At 60.5% G+C, this 17,408-nt stretch carries 15 protein-coding genes; 8 read left to right on the top strand and 7 right to left on the bottom strand.

Annotation, left to right across the window (positions count from 1 at the left end):
• Position 1: 1 nt before the first annotated feature.
• Positions 2–880 (bottom strand): hypothetical protein, encoded by an 879-nt coding sequence (locus tag LAT62_RS06115; protein ID WP_293380539.1) that lies wholly within the window; start codon positions 878–880, stop codon positions 2–4.
• Positions 881–951: 71 nt separating this feature from the next.
• Between LAT62_RS06115 and LAT62_RS06110 the strand changes: the two genes are divergently transcribed.
• Positions 952–1,680 carry a hypothetical protein gene (locus LAT62_RS06110; RefSeq protein ID WP_293380536.1) on the top strand — a complete coding sequence of 243 codons (729 nt, stop codon included), beginning with the start codon at positions 952–954 and terminating at the stop codon, positions 1,678–1,680.
• A gap of 61 nt (positions 1,681–1,741) precedes the next feature.
• On the opposite strand, the gene LAT62_RS06105 is transcribed toward LAT62_RS06110, so the two are convergent.
• The 6 genes from LAT62_RS06105 to LAT62_RS06080 all read right to left on the bottom strand — a co-directional run bounded on the left by LAT62_RS06105 (position 1,742) and on the right by LAT62_RS06080 (position 8,614).
• Entirely contained in the window at positions 1,742–2,854 is a 1,113-nt protein-coding gene (locus tag LAT62_RS06105) for an ABC transporter ATP-binding protein (RefSeq protein WP_293380533.1), read from the bottom strand.
• A 13-nt stretch (positions 2,855–2,867) separates the two neighbouring features.
• Positions 2,868–3,749, bottom strand: coding sequence for a carbohydrate ABC transporter permease (locus LAT62_RS06100; RefSeq protein WP_293380530.1), 882 nt, complete (start codon positions 3,747–3,749; stop codon positions 2,868–2,870).
• Positions 3,739–4,680, bottom strand: a complete 942-nt coding sequence (locus tag LAT62_RS06095; RefSeq protein WP_293380527.1) for a carbohydrate ABC transporter permease — start codon at positions 4,678–4,680, stop codon at positions 3,739–3,741. The genes LAT62_RS06100 and LAT62_RS06095 overlap by 11 nt, the downstream gene beginning before the upstream one ends.
• A gap of 137 nt (positions 4,681–4,817) precedes the next feature.
• Positions 4,818–6,071 (bottom strand): ABC transporter substrate-binding protein, encoded by a 1,254-nt coding sequence (locus tag LAT62_RS06090; protein WP_293380524.1) that lies wholly within the window; start codon positions 6,069–6,071, stop codon positions 4,818–4,820.
• 346 nt (positions 6,072–6,417) lie between these two features.
• Positions 6,418–7,887 carry an ATP-binding protein gene (locus tag LAT62_RS06085; protein ID WP_293380522.1) on the bottom strand — a complete coding sequence of 490 codons (1,470 nt, stop codon included), beginning with the start codon at positions 7,885–7,887 and terminating at the stop codon, positions 6,418–6,420.
• A gap of 1 nt (position 7,888) precedes the next feature.
• The gene (locus tag LAT62_RS06080) at positions 7,889–8,614 is read right to left on the bottom strand and encodes a response regulator transcription factor (RefSeq protein ID WP_293380519.1); all 726 of its coding nucleotides are present in this window, start codon (positions 8,612–8,614) and stop codon (positions 7,889–7,891) included.
• An 83-nt stretch (positions 8,615–8,697) separates the two neighbouring features.
• On the opposite strand from LAT62_RS06080, the gene LAT62_RS06075 reads away from it, so the two are divergent.
• The 7 genes from LAT62_RS06075 to LAT62_RS06045 all read left to right on the top strand — a co-directional run bounded on the left by LAT62_RS06075 (position 8,698) and on the right by LAT62_RS06045 (position 17,340).
• Positions 8,698–11,574 carry a class I adenylate cyclase gene (locus LAT62_RS06075; RefSeq protein WP_293380516.1) on the top strand — a complete coding sequence of 959 codons (2,877 nt, stop codon included), beginning with the start codon at positions 8,698–8,700 and terminating at the stop codon, positions 11,572–11,574.
• Between the two features lie 67 nt (positions 11,575–11,641).
• Entirely contained in the window at positions 11,642–11,764 is a 123-nt protein-coding gene (locus LAT62_RS06070) for a lipoprotein (protein ID WP_293380513.1), read from the top strand.
• A gap of 30 nt (positions 11,765–11,794) precedes the next feature.
• Positions 11,795–13,048, top strand: a complete 1,254-nt coding sequence (lysA, locus tag LAT62_RS06065) for a diaminopimelate decarboxylase (protein ID WP_293380510.1) — start codon at positions 11,795–11,797, stop codon at positions 13,046–13,048.
• Positions 13,048–13,890: a diaminopimelate epimerase gene (dapF, locus tag LAT62_RS06060; protein ID WP_367120533.1), complete on the top strand. Its 843-nt coding sequence runs from the start codon at positions 13,048–13,050 to the stop codon at positions 13,888–13,890. Before lysA ends, dapF begins: the two co-directional genes overlap by 1 nt.
• A gap of 2 nt (positions 13,891–13,892) precedes the next feature.
• The gene (locus LAT62_RS06055) at positions 13,893–14,597 is read left to right on the top strand and encodes a DUF484 family protein (protein ID WP_293380507.1); all 705 of its coding nucleotides are present in this window, start codon (positions 13,893–13,895) and stop codon (positions 14,595–14,597) included.
• Positions 14,598–14,623: 26 nt separating this feature from the next.
• The gene (locus tag LAT62_RS06050; RefSeq protein WP_293380504.1) at positions 14,624–16,009 is read left to right on the top strand and encodes a TldD/PmbA family protein; all 1,386 of its coding nucleotides are present in this window, start codon (positions 14,624–14,626) and stop codon (positions 16,007–16,009) included.
• Entirely contained in the window at positions 16,009–17,340 is a 1,332-nt protein-coding gene (locus LAT62_RS06045; RefSeq protein WP_293380501.1) for a TldD/PmbA family protein, read from the top strand. Before LAT62_RS06050 ends, LAT62_RS06045 begins: the two co-directional genes overlap by 1 nt.
• Positions 17,341–17,408 lie beyond the last annotated feature (68 nt).

The following is a 17,408-nucleotide window of genomic DNA, read 5'->3' as shown; positions in this document are numbered from 1 at the left end:
ACTATTGCGGCTTGCGGTCGATCAGCCGACTGCTGAAGGTGATGCCGGCGCTCAACCGCGTATAGTCGGCAATGTCGCTATCAAGTTGGGTTGCCTGGGCGAACAGATCCACCGCTGTGCGTGAGCTCCACTGGAAGCGCGAGTTCACAGTCAGGCTGTAGGCCTGACCGCTGGTGCGATACAGCCACCAGTAGCCGTCCAGATCCCTGCGCAGCCCGCGATCCCTGAACTTTTCATCAGCATCGACGCTGCTCGGGTTATAGCTGCGTGCACTGATAAACTGACCACTCATCACGCTGCCATGCAGATACAGACCCCGCCAGCCGCGCAAACCGGGCAGACGCCTCTCATAACCCAGTTGGCTGTCGATACCCCAGCGCGCATTCTGCATCACCCGTTCCGGTGCCACACTGTAGTGCCCGAGCACTCCCGTTTCCAGGCCAACCCGGTCGGTGAGCCGCTGATGCCGGCTCAGTCGGGCGTCAAAGCTGACCCGGTTGCGTTGGTCGTTGAGCACCAGTTGCGGAGCTCCGCTCAGTGACAACTGGTACCAGGGCGCACTGTAGCCCGGCGAAGGCTGCCAGTACTGGGTGAACCCCAGCTCCGCACTCACACTGCTCAGGCTGGGCGTCGTCTCGATATACTCGACATCAAGTGCCCGCTCAATCGAATAGCCGGTGCTCTGGCTCTGCTCGAAGAATTCACTGTCGAAGAGGCTGGCGCTGAGGGTGACCACGGGGCGGTCGAGCGTGCTGTTGCGGCTGAGCATCGGATTGTCGTCGACACCGATGCCCAAGTGATAGTCGAGGGCCGACACGGGCAGTGCCAGCATTGCCGCGCAATAGAACAGGCCGGTACGAATCAGGTTACTGGGGGTCATCAGGGTTCTCCCTTTGCCCATCGTCAGTATAGTGTATAGTAACCGAACGTCCGGTGCACAGGAGACCGCTCATGGACAATCGCCGCCAGTTTCTGCAGCGCTCGCTGCAATTCAGTCTCTGGTCGGTTCTGGCCAGCACCAGTACCGGCACCTTGTTGGGCAACCGGGCCCAAGCTCAGTTGCTGGGGCGCGTGCCCGACAGTTTGCCGCCTGGCCAGTCGGTCTATGAACTGCAGGGTGAGGTGACTGTGGATGGTCAGCGCGCCGACATGGACACCGAGATTACCCCCGACAGCCTGGTCGTTACCGGCAGCAACAGCACCATCATCTTTGTGGTTGAGCGGGATGCCTATATCCTGCGCGAAAATTCGGAACTGCAACTGGAACGTGAAGGCTTGCTGGCCACCGGGTTGCGTCTGGTGAAGGGCAAGGTGCTCAGTGTGTTTGGTCATCGCGCCGATGATGCCGAGCTGCAGATGATGACCAGCACGGCCTCCATCGGCATCCGCGGCACCGGCCTCTATGCAGAGTCCGATGAGGACCGCAGCTATATCTGCACCTGCTACGGCCTGACCGATCTGTCCGCTCTGGCGCGTCCGGAGCAGCGCGAGCGCGTCGCCGCGCGTTACCATGAGTCCCGTTATGTACTCCGCGAGCCGGACAACGGCCGGCTGATCATCGAGGCGCCCTTTATCAATCATACGGATGAAGAGTTGGCCCTGATCGAATCCCTGGTCGGGCGACAGCCGCCGTTCAACCTGATGCGGCAGGATTATCAGGGGCCCCGGCGGCGCTACTGAACTGTGGCACAAAAAAAGGGTGGCCAGTGGCCACCCATAATTCACACACGCAGCAACGCAATCAGATAATCCGGTCTTCTGTTTCCGGATCGAAGAAAATCGCCTTGTCCATGTTGATCATGAACGTCATCGTCTCCCCGGGCTCTTTGGCTTCCCTGGGGTGCACCCGACAGTTGACCTCCTGGTCGTTCATGCGGATCAGGGTCAGTGTATCGGCCCCGGTCGGTTCGGTCACAATAATCTTGCCATCAACACTGGCCATGTTGGGCCCGGCATCCTGCTGGGGAATCACATGCGTGATCTGCTCAGGGCGAATGCCCAGAATCACGGTCTGGCCGATGCGCTGGCGAACCGCCTGCTCCTGTTTGGGAATAGGCAGATTGTAATCCTTGCCATCCACTTCCATGCGAATATGGGCCTCGCCCTGATGCTCCATCACCTTGCAACGGATGAAGTTCATCGAAGGTGACCCCATGAACCCGGCGACAAACAGGTTCACCGGTTCGTCGTACACTTCCTGCGGCGAACCGAACTGCTGAATCATGCCGTCTTTCATGACCGCGATGCGATTGGCCAGCGTCATGGCTTCAATCTGGTCATGGGTTACATAGACAATAGTCGTTTTCAGGCGCTGATGCAGCTTTTTGATTTCGGTACGCATCTCGACACGCAGTTTGGCATCAAGATTGGACAGGGGTTCATCGAACAGAAAGATCTTCGGGTCCCTGGCCAGAGCACGCCCCATGGCCACACGCTGGCGCTGGCCGCCAGACAACTGGCTCGGCTTGCGCTTGAGCAGCGGCCGGATCTGCAGCAGATCAGCCACCCGCTCCACTGTGCTGGCGATTTCGTCCTTGGGCATCTTGCGGATTTCGAGGCCGAAGGCGATGTTTTTCCAGACGTTCATGTTCGGATACAGCGCATAGGACTGGAACACCATGGCGATGTCCCGGTCCTTGGGCATGGCCTCGGTGACATCCTCGTCCTCGATGATGATGCGCCCGGTAGTGGCCTGTTCCAGCCCTGCGATGCAGTTCATCAGCGTGGATTTGCCGCAGCCGGACGGGCCGACCAGGATGATGAACTCGCCATCGGCGATGTCCATGTTGATGCCCTTGAGGATATGCGTATCGCCAAAGGACTTGTGCACGTTATCAATATGGAGATTGGCCATTTGTTGTTTTCCTCTAACCTTTGACCGAGCCTGCGGTCAGGCCGCGGACGAAATACTTGCCGGCGATGATGTAGACCGCCAGGGTGGGCAGGGCAGCAATGATGGCCCCTGCCATGTCAACGTTGTACCGCACCTCACCGGTGGAGCTGTTCACCATGTTGTTCAGACCTACGGTGACCGGCTGCGAGCGTGGCGACGAGAAGGCCACACCGAACAGGAAGTCATTCCAGATCTGGGTGAACTGCCAGATTACCGCCACCACGGTAATGGGTGTCGACAAGGGCAGAATGATGCGCCAGAAAATACGCCAGAAGCCGGCGCCGTCCAGTTGCGCAGCCTTTACCAGTTCACCGGGCAGGCTGACGTAGTAGTTGCGGTAGAACAGGGTAGTAAAGGCCACACCGTAAACCACATGGGTCAGTATCAGGCCGGGAATGGTGCCGCTCAGGCCTATCTTGCCCAGCACAGTCGCCTGCGGCAGCAGGATGGCCTGGAACGGCAGAAAGCAGCCGAACAGCAGCAGTGCGAAGAAGATATTGGAGCCCTTGAAGCGCCAGAAACTGAGCACATAGCCGTTCAGCGCGCCCACAATCACCGAGATGGTCACCGCCGGAATGGTGATCAGCAGTGAATTGATGAAGTAGGGCCGCAGACCCAACTGGCGCCGGGCACCGATTTGCACTTCACTCCAGGCCATGCGCCACGCCTCGAGACTCAGGCTGGACGGCAGGTCGATCAGGTGGCCAAACCGGATATCATTCATATCGCGGAACGACGTGCTGATCATGATCGCCAGCGGAATCAGGTAGTAGATGGCCACGATGATCAGGATGGCGTACAGAACGGCGCGCCCTGTCACCTCCGAATAGCGGCGTTCAGAATGTTTAACGGTCATCTTTCTTCACCCTCAGTTCGGAGTACAGATAGGGAATCAGAATGGCCATGACACCCATCAGCATGATGATCGCCGACGCGGCCCCCACGCCCATCTGGCCGCGGGTGAACGAGAACTGGTACATGAAGATGGCCGGCAGGTCGGAACTGAATCCGGGGCCGCCACCCGTCAGTGCCAGTGCCAGGTCGAACGACTTGATGGCAATGTGGGACAGCATGATGATGGCGCTGAAAAATACCGGCCGCAGGCTCGGGATGATGATGCGCGTGTAGATGGTGATGCGCGAGGCGCCATCAATCTGCGCCGCCTTGATGATGCTGTCATCGACGCCGCGCAGGCCAGCCAGAAACAGGGCCATGACAAAACCGGAGGATTGCCAGACCGCCGCGATCACAATGGTGTAGATCGACATGTCCGAATTGACCAGCCAATCGAAGCGGAAATCTTCAAAGCCCAGTTCGCGCACGAAGCGCTGAATCCCCACGGTTGGGTTGAGCAGCCACTTCCACACGGTACCGGTGACGATGAAGGACAGTGCCATCGGGTACAGATAAACGGTGCGCAGAAAGCCTTCGGCGCGGATTTTCTGGTCCAGCAATATGGCCAGCAGCAGCCCGATGGCGAGGCAGATCACGACAAACAGAACACCATAGATGGCCAGGTTTGTGATCGCCACCGTCCAGCGTTCATTGCCGAACAGGCGCTCATAGTTCTGCAGACCGATAAAGCCATAGCTGGGCAGAATGCGAGAATTCGAGAACGACAGCACCAGGGTCCACAGCATAAAGCCATAGATAAAGACCACTGCAATCAGCAGGGTCGGTGAAACCACCAGGCGGGGGATCTGCTCAGCGAGTCGATCCCCGAGCGACGGCTTGCGCACTTTGCGCACCGTCCGCACAGGTTCAGGTGTGGATACGGACTGGGTCATAACAGGTTCCAGAAGAAGCTGGGCATGACGGCTTATAGTGCTACAAAGCCGTCATGCCGGGTAGTACGAGCAGGTGGGCGAGCCACCTGCTGCCAGCGCCAGAGCCTGACTTGGACTCTGGCGGGTGCGCACAGACCTTACTGGGCCGCGCGAACCGCTGACGCCAGACGGCTGACAGCCTGATCTTCGGTCATTGACGTGCTGTTGAAGAAGGCAGTCACAACATCATAGATGGCACCCTGTACCGATGAAGTTGTAGACATGCCATGCGCCATGGAGGGCACCAGGCCTTCACCTGCCTGCGAGGTGGCCACAAAGGTGTCCATGGACGCCTGGGCACACTCGTCAAAGGTGCTCATGTCGTGGTCCAGACGGACCGGGATAGAGCCCTTGTTCTGGTTGAAGGTTTCCTGGAACTCGGTCGACAGCACCAGGCTGGCCATGGTGGCCTGAGCTTCCTGGTTGGCCGAATCACGCTGCGTGAACATGGCCAGAGAGTCGACATTGTGGGTGAACATGCCGTCGGTGCCCGGGAAGGCAACACACAGATAGTCTTCGCCTGCAGTCAGGCCGGCCGCGGTGAACTCACCTTTGGCCCAGTCGCCCATGAACTGAATACCGGCTTCACCACGAATGACCATGGCCGTGGCCTGATCCCAGTCCCGACCCGGTGCACCCTCGTCAATATAGTCGGTGATGCGGCGCAGGTGGGTGAAGGCTTCTTTCATGGCATCGCTGGTCAGCGCATCTTCATCGTGATCGACAAAGGCTCTGCTGAACAGCTCCGGACCACCGGTGGCCAATACAAAGTTTTCAAAGGTGGTGGCGTCCTGCCAGGCCTGACCGCCGTGGGCGATCGGGGTGTAACCCGCAGCCTGCAACTGATCAGCCACTTCCCACAGCTCGTCCAGCGTGGTCGGCGCGGATACACCGGCGCTCTCGAGCACTTCAGGGTTGGCCCACATCCAGTTGACCCGGTGCACATTGACCGGTACCGCGACGTATTGACCGTCGTATTTCATTACGCTGGCCACTTCTTCCGGCAGGAAGTCATCCCAGCCATCTGCGGCGGCCACTGAGTCCAGGCTGGCGAGGAATCCGAGATCACCCCATTCCTGGATTTCCAGGCCCTTGATCTGGGCAGAGGCCGGCGGGTTGCCGGATACAGCGCGGGCGCGCAGCACGGTCATGGCATTTTCACCGGCACCGCCGGCGACGGAGAAGTCGGTCCAGGTGTGGCCTTCGTCCTCTACCATGTCGCGCAGTACGGCGATGGCTGCGGCCTCACCACCGGAGGTCCACCAGTGCAATACTTCAACTTCACCGGCCATGGAAGAGCTTGCCAGGGTGCCGGCAATAGCGGCGCCCAGAAGAGATTTTCTGAATTTCATGGTCTTTCCTCAGCATCATTGTTGTTGTCGTTTGAGCTGCAGAGTCCCTGAGGGTTGCACTCCAAGGGATACCCTGCCTGCGGGTCAGGCCCGCCACGCCAGGAGGCTGAAAGTCGGCTACCTGATGCGATGCCTAGAATCTAGGCGGCTCGTGCCGGGAATACACGTAAGCAAGCGCAACGTAGTGTAACGTTGGCAGGCCCGTTGGTTGGCGGCAAGGCGCCTTCATGGCGCCATCGCAGGGCGTCAGGCGTGGCGCCCGATTATTCTGTAACAAGCCTGTTACAAAAGTCGCCGGCAGTAACACTGGGCAGCCTGTCGACACACTGGTTCAGCCCGGTGCCCGCTACTCATGGGGCAATTCGATGGTGACCTCGAGCCCATGGCCCATGGCATTGCGCACGCTGATTTCACCACCGTGACTGTGCACAATGTTGCGCGCAATGGTCATGCCCAGGCCGGTACCGCCGGTATGCCGGTTGCGTGAACCCTCAAGACGAACGAACGGGTCAAAAATCTGGTCGAGCTTGTCTTCCGGGACACCGGGGCCATCATCGCGCACCACGATGGTGACGCCTTCACCGGTATCTTCAACGCTAACCCAGGCCTCGCGGCCATAAAACACCGCATTGTGGATCAGGTTCGACAGGCAGCGCTTCAGAGCCATTGATTTGCCGTTGTAGGCCACGGCAGGGCTCACCTCCAGGTGTACGGTGCGACCGATCACGGCGACCTCTTCCTGAATCGCCTCCAGCATCGGATGCAGCCGGATGAGTGTGACGGGTTCATGGATATCGGTGCCGCGTGCCAGTTCAAGCGCGCCCTGTACCAGGTGCTCCAGCTCATTGAGGTCGCCGTTCAGGCGATCGCGCACGGTATCGTCTTCCAGCAGTTCGGCACGCAGACGCAGGCGCGTGATGGGCGTCTTCAGATCATGGGAGATGGCAGAGAAGAGCAGGTCACGGTCATCGATAAAGGTCAGGATACGTCGCTGCATGATATTGAAGGCGCGGGCCGTCTGGCGCACTTCGAAGGTTCCGGTTTCGGGCACCGGCTTCTGGTGAATGTCCCGCCCCAGGGCCATGGCGGCGTGCGACAGCACGCGCATGGGTCGGGTGAGCCAGCGCACGATAAACCAACTGCTGATCATCAGAATCACCAGCAGAATGCCGGTGAATATCACCTGATCCATCGTGAACAGGGTGACGCCTTCGGCGACATAGGGGTCTGGCAGCATCAGGCTGGCCAGATACAGCCAGTCGCCGTTCTCCATCTGCATCTGCGCCACCAGCACGGGGGCGGGCGGGTTCATCACCAGATTGTTCTGTACCCAGCGCGATGGCAGCTCGGAAAACAGAACACCGGTATTGAACACCCGCAGCGCGTTGGGGTAGGCAAAGTCGACACTGATATCGCCAACCCGCTGCCCGAGCCGCTCGCGAAACGTCTGTTGATAGGTTTCGATCAGTCGCCGTTTCAGCGGGTTTTCCCGAATGGCTTCATACTCGACAAATTCCGTGTTGACGCTCAGAAAGAAGCGACTGCCACCCAGGTTGCGCTGCTGGTCAATGATGATGTGCTGGAATTCCCGCGGCAGCGCTTCGAAGTAGGTGACGGTCGAGGCCATGGCGGTGGCCAGATCCTGCACGCTTGATACCGCGTCGGCTTCCTTGCCGCTCTGGATGTAATAGATCCAGATAAACGTGGCCAGCAGAAAGGAACTGATCACCGAGGTCACCACCACCACCAGCAGCCTGCCGAACAGGGACGAGACGGCCGCCTGACCGCGTTCCCGCAAGCGCTCGAGCAAAGCCATCCTACAGCACCTCGACGTCGGCGGTCAGCAGGTAGCCCTGGCCACGAACCGTCTTGATCAGTTGTGGTGATTTGCCGTCGTCATTCAGCTTGTGCCGAAGTCGACTGATCTGGACATCAATACTGCGGTCGTAGGGGCTGAGTTCCCGTCCCTTGAGGCGCTGAAACAGCGACTCGCGACTGATAACCTCCCCGGGGTGCTGCAGAAAGATCTGCAACAGATCATAGTCGGCGCCATTCAGGCTGAGCCGGTCGCCGCGCTCATGATGCAGTTGGCGTTGCTGGACATCCAGTGTCCAGACGCCGAACTTCAACTGTTCGGCCCTGTTGAACCCATGCTGCTTGCGGTCTTCCACCCGGCGCAGCACCGCCTTGATGCGGGCCAGCAGCTCGCGCGGGTTGAACGGTTTGGTCATGTAGTCGTCAGCGCCCAGTTCCAGGCCGATGATGCGGTCTGTCTCGTCGGACCCGGCGGTCAGCATGATGATCGGAATATCGGACCGGGTGCGCAGTTTCTGGCACAGTGTAAACCCGTCATCACCGGGCATCATGATGTCGAGCACGATCAGGTCGACATCGTGATGGTCCAGGCGGGACATCATCTGGGTGCCGTTGTGTGCCACCGACACGCGAAACTGGTTGCGGGTCAGATAGGCATTCAGCAACTGTGTGATTTCCAGGTCGTCGTCGACGACCAGAACATGAGTAGCCGGGTTGTTCGTATCCATCGCTTTAGGTTTTTGTTGTCAAATGGGCCGCTACACTATAGAACAAGAGAGACCAATGTCCTATCAACTGATTGTGTGTCGTCATGGCAGCCGAGCCCACATCCCCAGCCACGGATGACCTGATACTGGACCCGAAGAAGGTCCTGGCGCTGCGCGAGCGCTTTCTCACCGTGCAGTCAGGTCGACTTGAGCGTGTGCGTCAGGGTCTGCAGTATCAGCAGCAACGCTGCCTGACGTTATTGCCCCTGTTGTTGCATGTCAATGACATCAATCTGCCGGGGTACACCCATGCTGACGCCCCGTCCGGCATCCAGGGTTATGAGCCTGATGCGTCCAGCGTCAAGCTGCTGCGCCAATACAGTCGGCAGTTTTCCGGGCATATCCCACCCCGCCACCCTGACCCGGCCATTGTGTCCCTGTTCTTCATGGGCAGTTCGGGCAGCGTGGCCCAGTCGGTGCGCAGTGATCTGGATCTCTGGGTCTGCCATCGCAGTCATCTGGAAGAGGGCCAACTGGCTCTGCTGGATGACAAGTGCCGGCGCCTCGAGGCCTGGGCGCGGGGCTACAATCTAGAGTTGCACCTCTTTCTTATGAACGCCGAAAGTTTCCGCGGTGGCGAGCGAGAGACGCTCAATGGCGAGTACTGCGGCAGCTCCCAGCACTATCTACTGCTCGATGAGTTCTATCGAACCGGCATCTACCTGGCCGGCGCGACGCCCGCCTGGTGGTATGTGCCACCCGAGCTCGAGCACCGCTATGATGACGCCGTCAGGGCATTGTTCGACAGTGGTCGGGTGCCGGAGCACACGGTGGTCGATTTTGGCCGCATCAACCAGATGCCGCTGGGGGAGTTTCTCGGCGCGGCCATGTGGCAGTTGTACAAGGGCATCGATTCACCCTGGAAATCGCTGCTCAAGCTGATGCTGCTGGAGTGTTACCTGCACGACCATGACACCGGTCGCGGCATGCTGTGTCAGGAATTCAAGCAGCGCATCCATGACGAAGAAACCTCGCTGGATCGACTGGACCCCTACGTCATGCTCTATCGGCGACTGGAGCGGTTTCTGCGCGAGAGGGATCAGCCGGAACGGCTGGAACTGATTCGCCAGTGCCTGTATCAGAAAACCGGCATGAGTCTCAGTCGGCCGCAGAGCCGCGGCCGCACCAACTGGCGGCGCTCGCTGATGATGGACCTGGTGACCGAGTGGCACTGGCAGCCGGGCACGCTGACCCTGATGGACCAGCGCGAGAACTGGGGTATCGAGCAGGCGTTGGAAGAACGCCAGGCCATCATGCGCGAGTTTACCCAGAGCTATCGCAACATGACCCGCTACTCCCAGCAGCAGGGCGCCCAGTCGGTGATGACGCGGGCGGACATGCTGGTGCTGGGTCGCAAGCTGCACGCCAGTTTTGACCGCAAGCCGGGCAAGATCGACATCATCAATGAACACGCGGTGCCCAATCTGGGTCAGGAAAAGATCACACTGCACCAGTTGCCGGCCCGCGAGCGCGGGCAGTACCTCTGGGCCGCCTATATTGATCTGTCGGCCACTCGGCCCGCCACCTACCCCCCGCCTCTGAAGCAGGGCAGCGGCTTTCTCGAGGTGCTGTTGTGGAGTCATCTGAATGGTCTGCTGACCGGGCATCTGCATGTGCCGGTCTACAGTCAGCGCTCGGACCTGACTGACTTTGAAGTCAAGGAACTGATGTCCACCCTGCGCCACAGCCTGGCCTATCCGCTGCCACCGGCACCGCAGCAGGCGTTTCGCCGCCCGTCACGCGTGCAGAAGGTGCTGCTCTACGTCAACGTCGGGGAAGATCCCATGGCCTCGCTGTCGCAGCGCGGGTTGCAGAAGATATCCAATCGGGTGGATTCGCTGGACTACAGCGCGCTCGGCGAAAACCTGGTGCGCACGCTGGATATGGTGACGGTCAGCTCCTGGCATGAGGTTGTGTGCACCCGCTATTCGGGCCCCGATTCACTGGTGCAGATGCTGCAGGCCCTGTTTACCCGGTTGCGTCGCCAGCGCAATGAGCCGTTGCCGGAGATCGAAGTCCACTGCTTCTGCCCGAGCAGGGCCGCCGCGACCGCGCAGCGGGTCCAGGAGCTGGTCAATGACATGCTGTCGGTGTTCATGGCCCGTGATGATGCCGAAGCGGATGCGCAGCGTTATCTGCTGCGCATCGAGCAGACGTTTCACCTGTGCCAGTTCGAAGACGGCCGCTTCTATACCGAACAGGCAGACGGCCTGCGCAACCTCTACCCGCTGCTGGCGCGCCAGCAAAGCCGCTTCAGTCCGCTGGTGCTGGATCGCAACGCCATGCGCCACCATCCAGCGCTCAAGCTGATTCTCGAGTCGGCCCGTCCGGGCCAGATCGTGGTCTGCTTTCAGGCCGACACCCGGCATATCGGCTATTGGGTGGCTGATGAAATGGGCACCCTGTTCCATGCCCGCTCTCCCAACCATGGCGTGAGCAACCTGCTCAATCACCTGTATCGCTTTCTGCGCAATGTCGAGCTGCAGCAGATGACGTCGGATACCTCCGAGTTCGACCCTGAATTGATCATCTCCCGGCGCCGCATTCTGTTTTTCGAGGTGAAAGCGGCCACCACCAGCAAGCCGGCGCGCCTGGTCAACTGGCCGGGCGCGGAGGACGATGAGCTGGATGCCTGCCGCATACAGGTCATGGTCAATGGCAACCGGAAGGACGAGGTGCACTATCAGGTCTATGTCGACCACGAAGAGTACAGCTCACTGCGCCTGGGGCCCGATCTGTTCCAGCATGTCACCAGCCGGGTGCTTGAACTGAGAGAGCAGGGTAGCCGCTACCCTTGCTTCATCAATGATCTGCAGTTCTCCGAAGAACTGCTGGCCGATTTCTTTGATGGCACCGCCCAGACCTATCACTACCTGCTCTACAAGCACCGCCTGGAACAGCGGCTGAACCGCTACCTCTGAGCGGATGCGAGTCGAGGCCAAAACACGTATACTGGCGGCGTTCAAAGTGCGTTCACCGGAGCTGTTCATGATCCTTCGTCTCACCTGCCTGGTCTGCCTGCTGTTGTGGCTGAGCGCCTGCGGCTACAAGACGGACCTGACGCTGCCGGAAGAAGACGCGCGAACACTCATCAGTACAGACATTGATTAAACGGCGAAACGCCCGGGTACTACAGCATTCATGACCCCTTTTATCCCCTTTCTGCACGACAACAACTGCCTGCATGCCGAACAGGTGCCCGTCGAGCAACTTGCAGAGACCTTCGGTACACCGCTCTACGTCTATTCAAGGCAGGCGCTGATCAGTCAGTACCAGCGGTATCAGTCGGCCGTGTCCGAGCAGGACATGATCTGCTACGCCGTCAAAGCCAATTCCAATCTGGCCGTGCTGCGCACCCTGGCCGATCAGGGCGCCGGTTTCGATATTGTATCCGGCGGCGAGCTGGAGCGCGTTCTGGCGGCTGGTGGTGACCCGGCCCGGGTGGTGTTCAGCGGCGTGGGCAAGCAGCCCGCGGAAATGCAGCGGGCGCTGGAAGTGGGTATCCACTGCTTCAATGTCGAATCCCTGCGTGAACTCGAGCAACTGCAGGCCGTGGCCGCTTCGCTCGAAACCGTGGCGCGCGTCTCGTTGCGCGTCAATCCCGACGTGGATGCGCGCACCCACCCCTATATCTCGACCGGCCTGAAGGCCAACAAGTTCGGTGTGCCGGTGGAGGATGCCGAAACCTTCTATCTGCAGGCGCGCGACATGGCCTTTATCGAGCCGGTCGGTGTAGACTGCCATATCGGGTCACAGCTGACCGAGACTGAACCTCTTCTGGAAGCACTCGACAGCCTGCTGGTGCTGGTGGGAAGGCTGCGTACCCAGGGTATTGAGCTGGTCCACGTCGACATGGGCGGTGGCCTGGGCGTCAGTTACGAAGAAGGCGAGCAGCCCCCCGATATCGAACAGTATATTGCCATTGTGCATGACCGGCTGGCCGCTCAGGGCCTGCATCTTATCCTCGAGCCCGGACGCTCCATCGTGGCTGACGCCGGTATGTTCCTGACCCGGGTGTCATTGCTGAAAACCGGTGAAGAGAAAAATTTTGCCGTGGTCGATGGTGCCATGAACGACCTGCTGCGCCCGGCCCTGTATGGCGCCTGGCAGCGCGTGGTGCCGGTTACGCCGCGTCCGGGCAAGCCGGCGCTCTGGGACATCGTAGGGCCCATCTGCGAGACCGGAGATTTCCTGGCCAAAGACCGCGAACTGGTGCTGGCAGAAGGTGATCTGCTGGCGGTGATGCAGGCCGGCGCCTATGGTTTCGTGATGTCATCGAATTACAACACCCGGCCTCGGGCGGCCGAAGTGATGGTGGACGGCGACAAGGCGCACCTGGTGCGCCGCCGCGAAACGCTTAGTGAACTGCTGGCCGCAGAGCAGGAGCTGTCCTGATGCGCCTGCGCTTTACCAAGATGCATGGCCTGGGCAATGACTTCATGGTCATCGACGGCGTGACACAGGATGTGACCCTGACCCGGGAACAGGTGCGCGCCTGGGGCGACCGGCAATTCGGTGTCGGGTTTGACCAGTTGCTGCTGGTACAGCCCCCCGAATCACCCGATGTTGCCTTTCGCTATCGTATCTACAATGCCGACGGTGCCGAAGTCGAACAGTGCGGCAACGGGGCCCGGTGTTTCGCGGCCTTTGTGCGCCGTCAGGGTCTGACCGCCAGTGAGACCATTCCGGTACAAACGGCAGCGGGTCGACTGGAGCTGCAGATGCTGGCCGATGGACAGGTTCGAGTGAATATGGGCGTGCCGCGCCTGCAGCCCGAAGACGTCCCTTTCAAGGCCGCGGAATTCAAACTGGAACAGCCCGTGTCTCTGGCCGACGGCCGCACGGTGTCATTGACCCCGGTTTCCATGGGCAATCCGCACGCCGTGTTGCTGGTGGACCGCGAGCCCGATGATGCCCTGGTGCATGACCTGGGGCCTATTCTGGAATCTCATGAGGCCTTTCCCGAGCACGCCAATGTGGGCTTTCTGCATGTGCACAACCCCACCTTCGCGCGCCTGCGTGTGTTCGAACGAGGGGTAGGCGAAACACTGGCCTGCGGCAGTGGCGCCTGCGCGGCGCTGGTAGCGGCGCGACTGCGTGGTACTATGGATGAAGCCGTGACCCTGCAGGTCAATGGCGGACAGATGACAGTAAGCTGGGCGGGTGAAGGACAACCTGTGTACATGACAGGTCCGGCCAGCTTCGTATACGATGGCGAGATCAACCAGGAAGCGTGATCATGACCAAAGTTGATGCAACACTGAACGAGGAAGACCCGCAGGGCCTGACGGCTGAAGAAGTGGCGGTCTGGCTGGAGCAGCACCCGGAGTTTTTCTCCGGCCGGGAAGCGCTGCTCAAACTGATGCGGATTCCCCATCACAGCGGGCAGGCGGTATCGCTGCTGGAAAAGCAGAACGATGTGCTGCGCCGCGAAGCCGGCAGTTTGCGCGAGCGGCTGCACCATCTGATTGCGACGGCGCGCGATAACGATCATCTGTTCATGCGGCTGCGGGCTCAGGTGCTGCATCTGCTGGATGCCCGCGACTGGGCCGGTGTGCTCACGGCGCTGAGCCAGGGGCTCAGCCGGCACTTTGACGTAGACCGGGTACAACTGCTGGCGCTCGACGAGCGGCTGCATGTGTCCGGGTCGATCAGCCAGTTGATGACGGAAAACACCGTCCGGCAGGCCTGGCCGACACTGGTGGATGAACACAAATGCTGGTGTGGGGCGATTGATCCGGACGTGGCGGCACGCCTGCTCGGTGATGACGCTGATGTCGCCGGCTCCGTGGCGGCCGCACCCCTGCTGCATCAGGACCGATTGGTTGCAGTAATGGTGCTGATAGCAGAAGACTCCGAGTATTTCCGCTCCAGCATGGATACACTCTTCCTGAACCATGTGGCGGAAGTGACCGGAAGACTGGCTCGCTCCGTACTGTCCTGACACAGTCCAATCGCGGGAGAATCACCATGCTGGATGTTACAACGGCCCGGCGGGTGCTCGATCACGCCCTTGCCCAAGGGGCGAATTTCGCTGACCTCTTTGTTGAACGCCAATTGCGCCAGAGCCTGCGCACGGTTCTTGACCAGGTCGAGGATGTGCAGTCCGGCCTGGAGTTCGGCATTGGTGTGCGTTTGGTATACGGCCATCAGGTGCTGTATGGCTATACCAATCAGCGCGACGCCGAGTCACTCTGCCGCATTGTGGATGTGCTGGCGGCGCGCGACCGACGCGATCCGGTCAGTACTGCCCTGGCCTTTGATTTCCGGCAACCGCCGACACAGCACAAGGTGCTGACGCCATTGAGCGAAGATACGGCACTGGCTGAGAAAGTCGATTTCCTGCGCCGCGCCGACCTGAGCGCCCGCGCGGACGACAAACAGATTTCCCGCACCATTGGCAATATTCTGCAGCGCGAACAACAGATCGAGGTGTTCAACACCGAAGGCCTGCATACGCGCGACACCCGCCATTATTGTCGGGTCGCTGTGACGGCAGTGGCAGCCGATGGTCAGGAGCAGGCCACCGGCAGCGACAACATCGGCGGCATGCTGGGCTGGGAAGTTCATGCGCAGCGTGACCCGGCGTTGCTGGGGCAGGAAGCGGCCCGCCAGGCACGGGTCAACCTGGGCGCCAAGGCCTGCCCCTCCGGCCGCATGCCGGTGGTCATCGGCAATGGCTTCGGCGGGGTGATTTTCCATGAGGCCTGCGGCCATCTGCTGGAGACCACCTCGGTGGCGAAGCAGGCGTCGGTTTTTCATGACCAGATGGGCGAAATGATCGCCTCACCCGTGGTCAGCGCCGTCGATGACGGCACCATCGACAATGCCTGGGGCTCGATCAATATTGATGACGAAGGCATGGAAACCCAGCGCACCCAGTTGATCAAGGACGGCCGCCTCACCAGCTTCATGGTCGACCGGCTGGGCAGCGAGCAGACGGGCTTTGCACGCACTGGCTCCGGGCGGCGCGAAAGCTATCGCTATGCGCCGGCTTCGCGCATGCGCAATACCTTTATCGAAGCCGGCCATGACAACTTTGAAGACATGATCGCCTCGATCGACAAGGGCATCTATGCCGCCAGCATGGGTGGCGGTTCGGTGCAGCCCGGCACGGGCGAGTTCAACTTTGCCGTGACCGAGGGCTACTACGTCGAAGACGGCAAGATCCGCTACCCGGTCAAGGCCGCCACCCTGATCAGCACCGGCCCGTCGGTATTGAAGGAGATCAGCATGGTCGGCAAGGATCTGGATCTGGCCTGCGGCATGTGTGGCTCGGTCAGCGGGTCCATCCCGACCACCGTGGGCCAGCCGGCAGTAAAAGTGGATGACATCCTGGTGGGAGGCAATGCCTGATGACGGTACAGGATGACATGATTGCACAGGTGTTGGATCGAGTACGTCAGGCCGGTGCCTCCGGCGACCTGATTGTGGACGAGAAAGAGTCCCTGTCGCTCAAGGCGCGTAGCGGACAGCTTGAAGAGCAGTCCGTCAGCCGCAGCCGCACGCTCGGTCTGCGCGTCATTCGCGACGGCCAGGTGGGTATTGCCTTCAGTGAAGCCGATGATGACACAGCCCTGCAGTGGCTGGTGGATCAGGCGCTGCTCAACGCCCACTTCAACAAGACCGAAGAGCACGAGCGCATCGCTGAGCTGTCCGCGACATTGCACACGGATGACGCCGTGCTCTGCCCGCAGAGCAGCATGACCGCCGAGCAGCGGATCGAAAGGCTGCTCGACATGGAGTCAACGCTCGCCGCGCGGCCCCATATTCGCAATGTGCCCTACAATGGCTTTGCCGAGCGGCAGACCGCGCGCACCGTGGCCTCTACCCATGGCTTGCGGGCCACCAGTCGCCAGCGGCTGAATTATCTGTATGCCTATGCGCTGGCCGCCGAAGGCGAGACTACCGCCATGGCCGGCTGGGGCCAGGCTGCCCGTCGGGGCGAGGACGTGCATGCAGCGCCGATCATCGAGCGCGCGCATGACCAGGCGACTGCTTTGCTGTCAGGCAAACCGGTGGCCAGTGGTCACTATGCGGTCTGTTTCGACCCGGAAACCCAGAGTGATTTGTTGTCTGCCTTCGGGCTGGCGCTGTCCGGCAAAGCGGCCTGTGATGGCGTGAACCCGTGGCGCGACAAGCTCGGCAAACCGGTGGCGGTCTCCGGCCTGACCATGGTCGACCGGCCGCTGAATACCGAGGGTTTCGGTTACGCCCTGTTCGATGCCGAGGGCACACCCACCGCAGAAACCCGATTGATTGACCAAGGGCAGTTGCAGACGCTGATTCACAATTCCGCAACGGCTCGCGAACTGGGTACCCGCTCAACCGGTCATGCCACGCGCGGCCCCAAGTCGGGGCTGGGTGTGAGTACTCACCAGCTGGCCATCCTGCCCGGCACCGCGGATGACAGCGAACTGCTGGCCGGAGACTATCTCTGGCTGACCGATCTGCAGGGGGTTCATTCAGGCGCCAATGCCCTGTCGGGCAACTTCAGTTTTGGTGCCAGTGGTTATCTGTGTCGAGACGGCCAGCGCCTGCACCCTGTGCGCGGTATTACCGTAGCGGGTAATTTCTACCAGATGCTGCAGCGTATCGACGCCATCGGCAAGCAGACCTATTGGACTTGGGGTCGTTCCAGCTGCATGCCGACGCTGCGCTTTGCGGATGTCGCCATCTCTGGCTGACGGAAGGGGCCTGTCGGCCCCGGTCGCTCCTGCGCATCCATGCGCCCGCGACATTAGTGCATCCCTGC

The sequence above is a fragment of the Natronospirillum sp. genome, assembly GCF_022565775.1.
In the GTDB taxonomy this organism is placed as follows: domain Bacteria; phylum Pseudomonadota; class Gammaproteobacteria; order Pseudomonadales; family Natronospirillaceae; genus Natronospirillum.
This window is presented reverse-complemented; position numbering and strand designations above follow the sequence as displayed.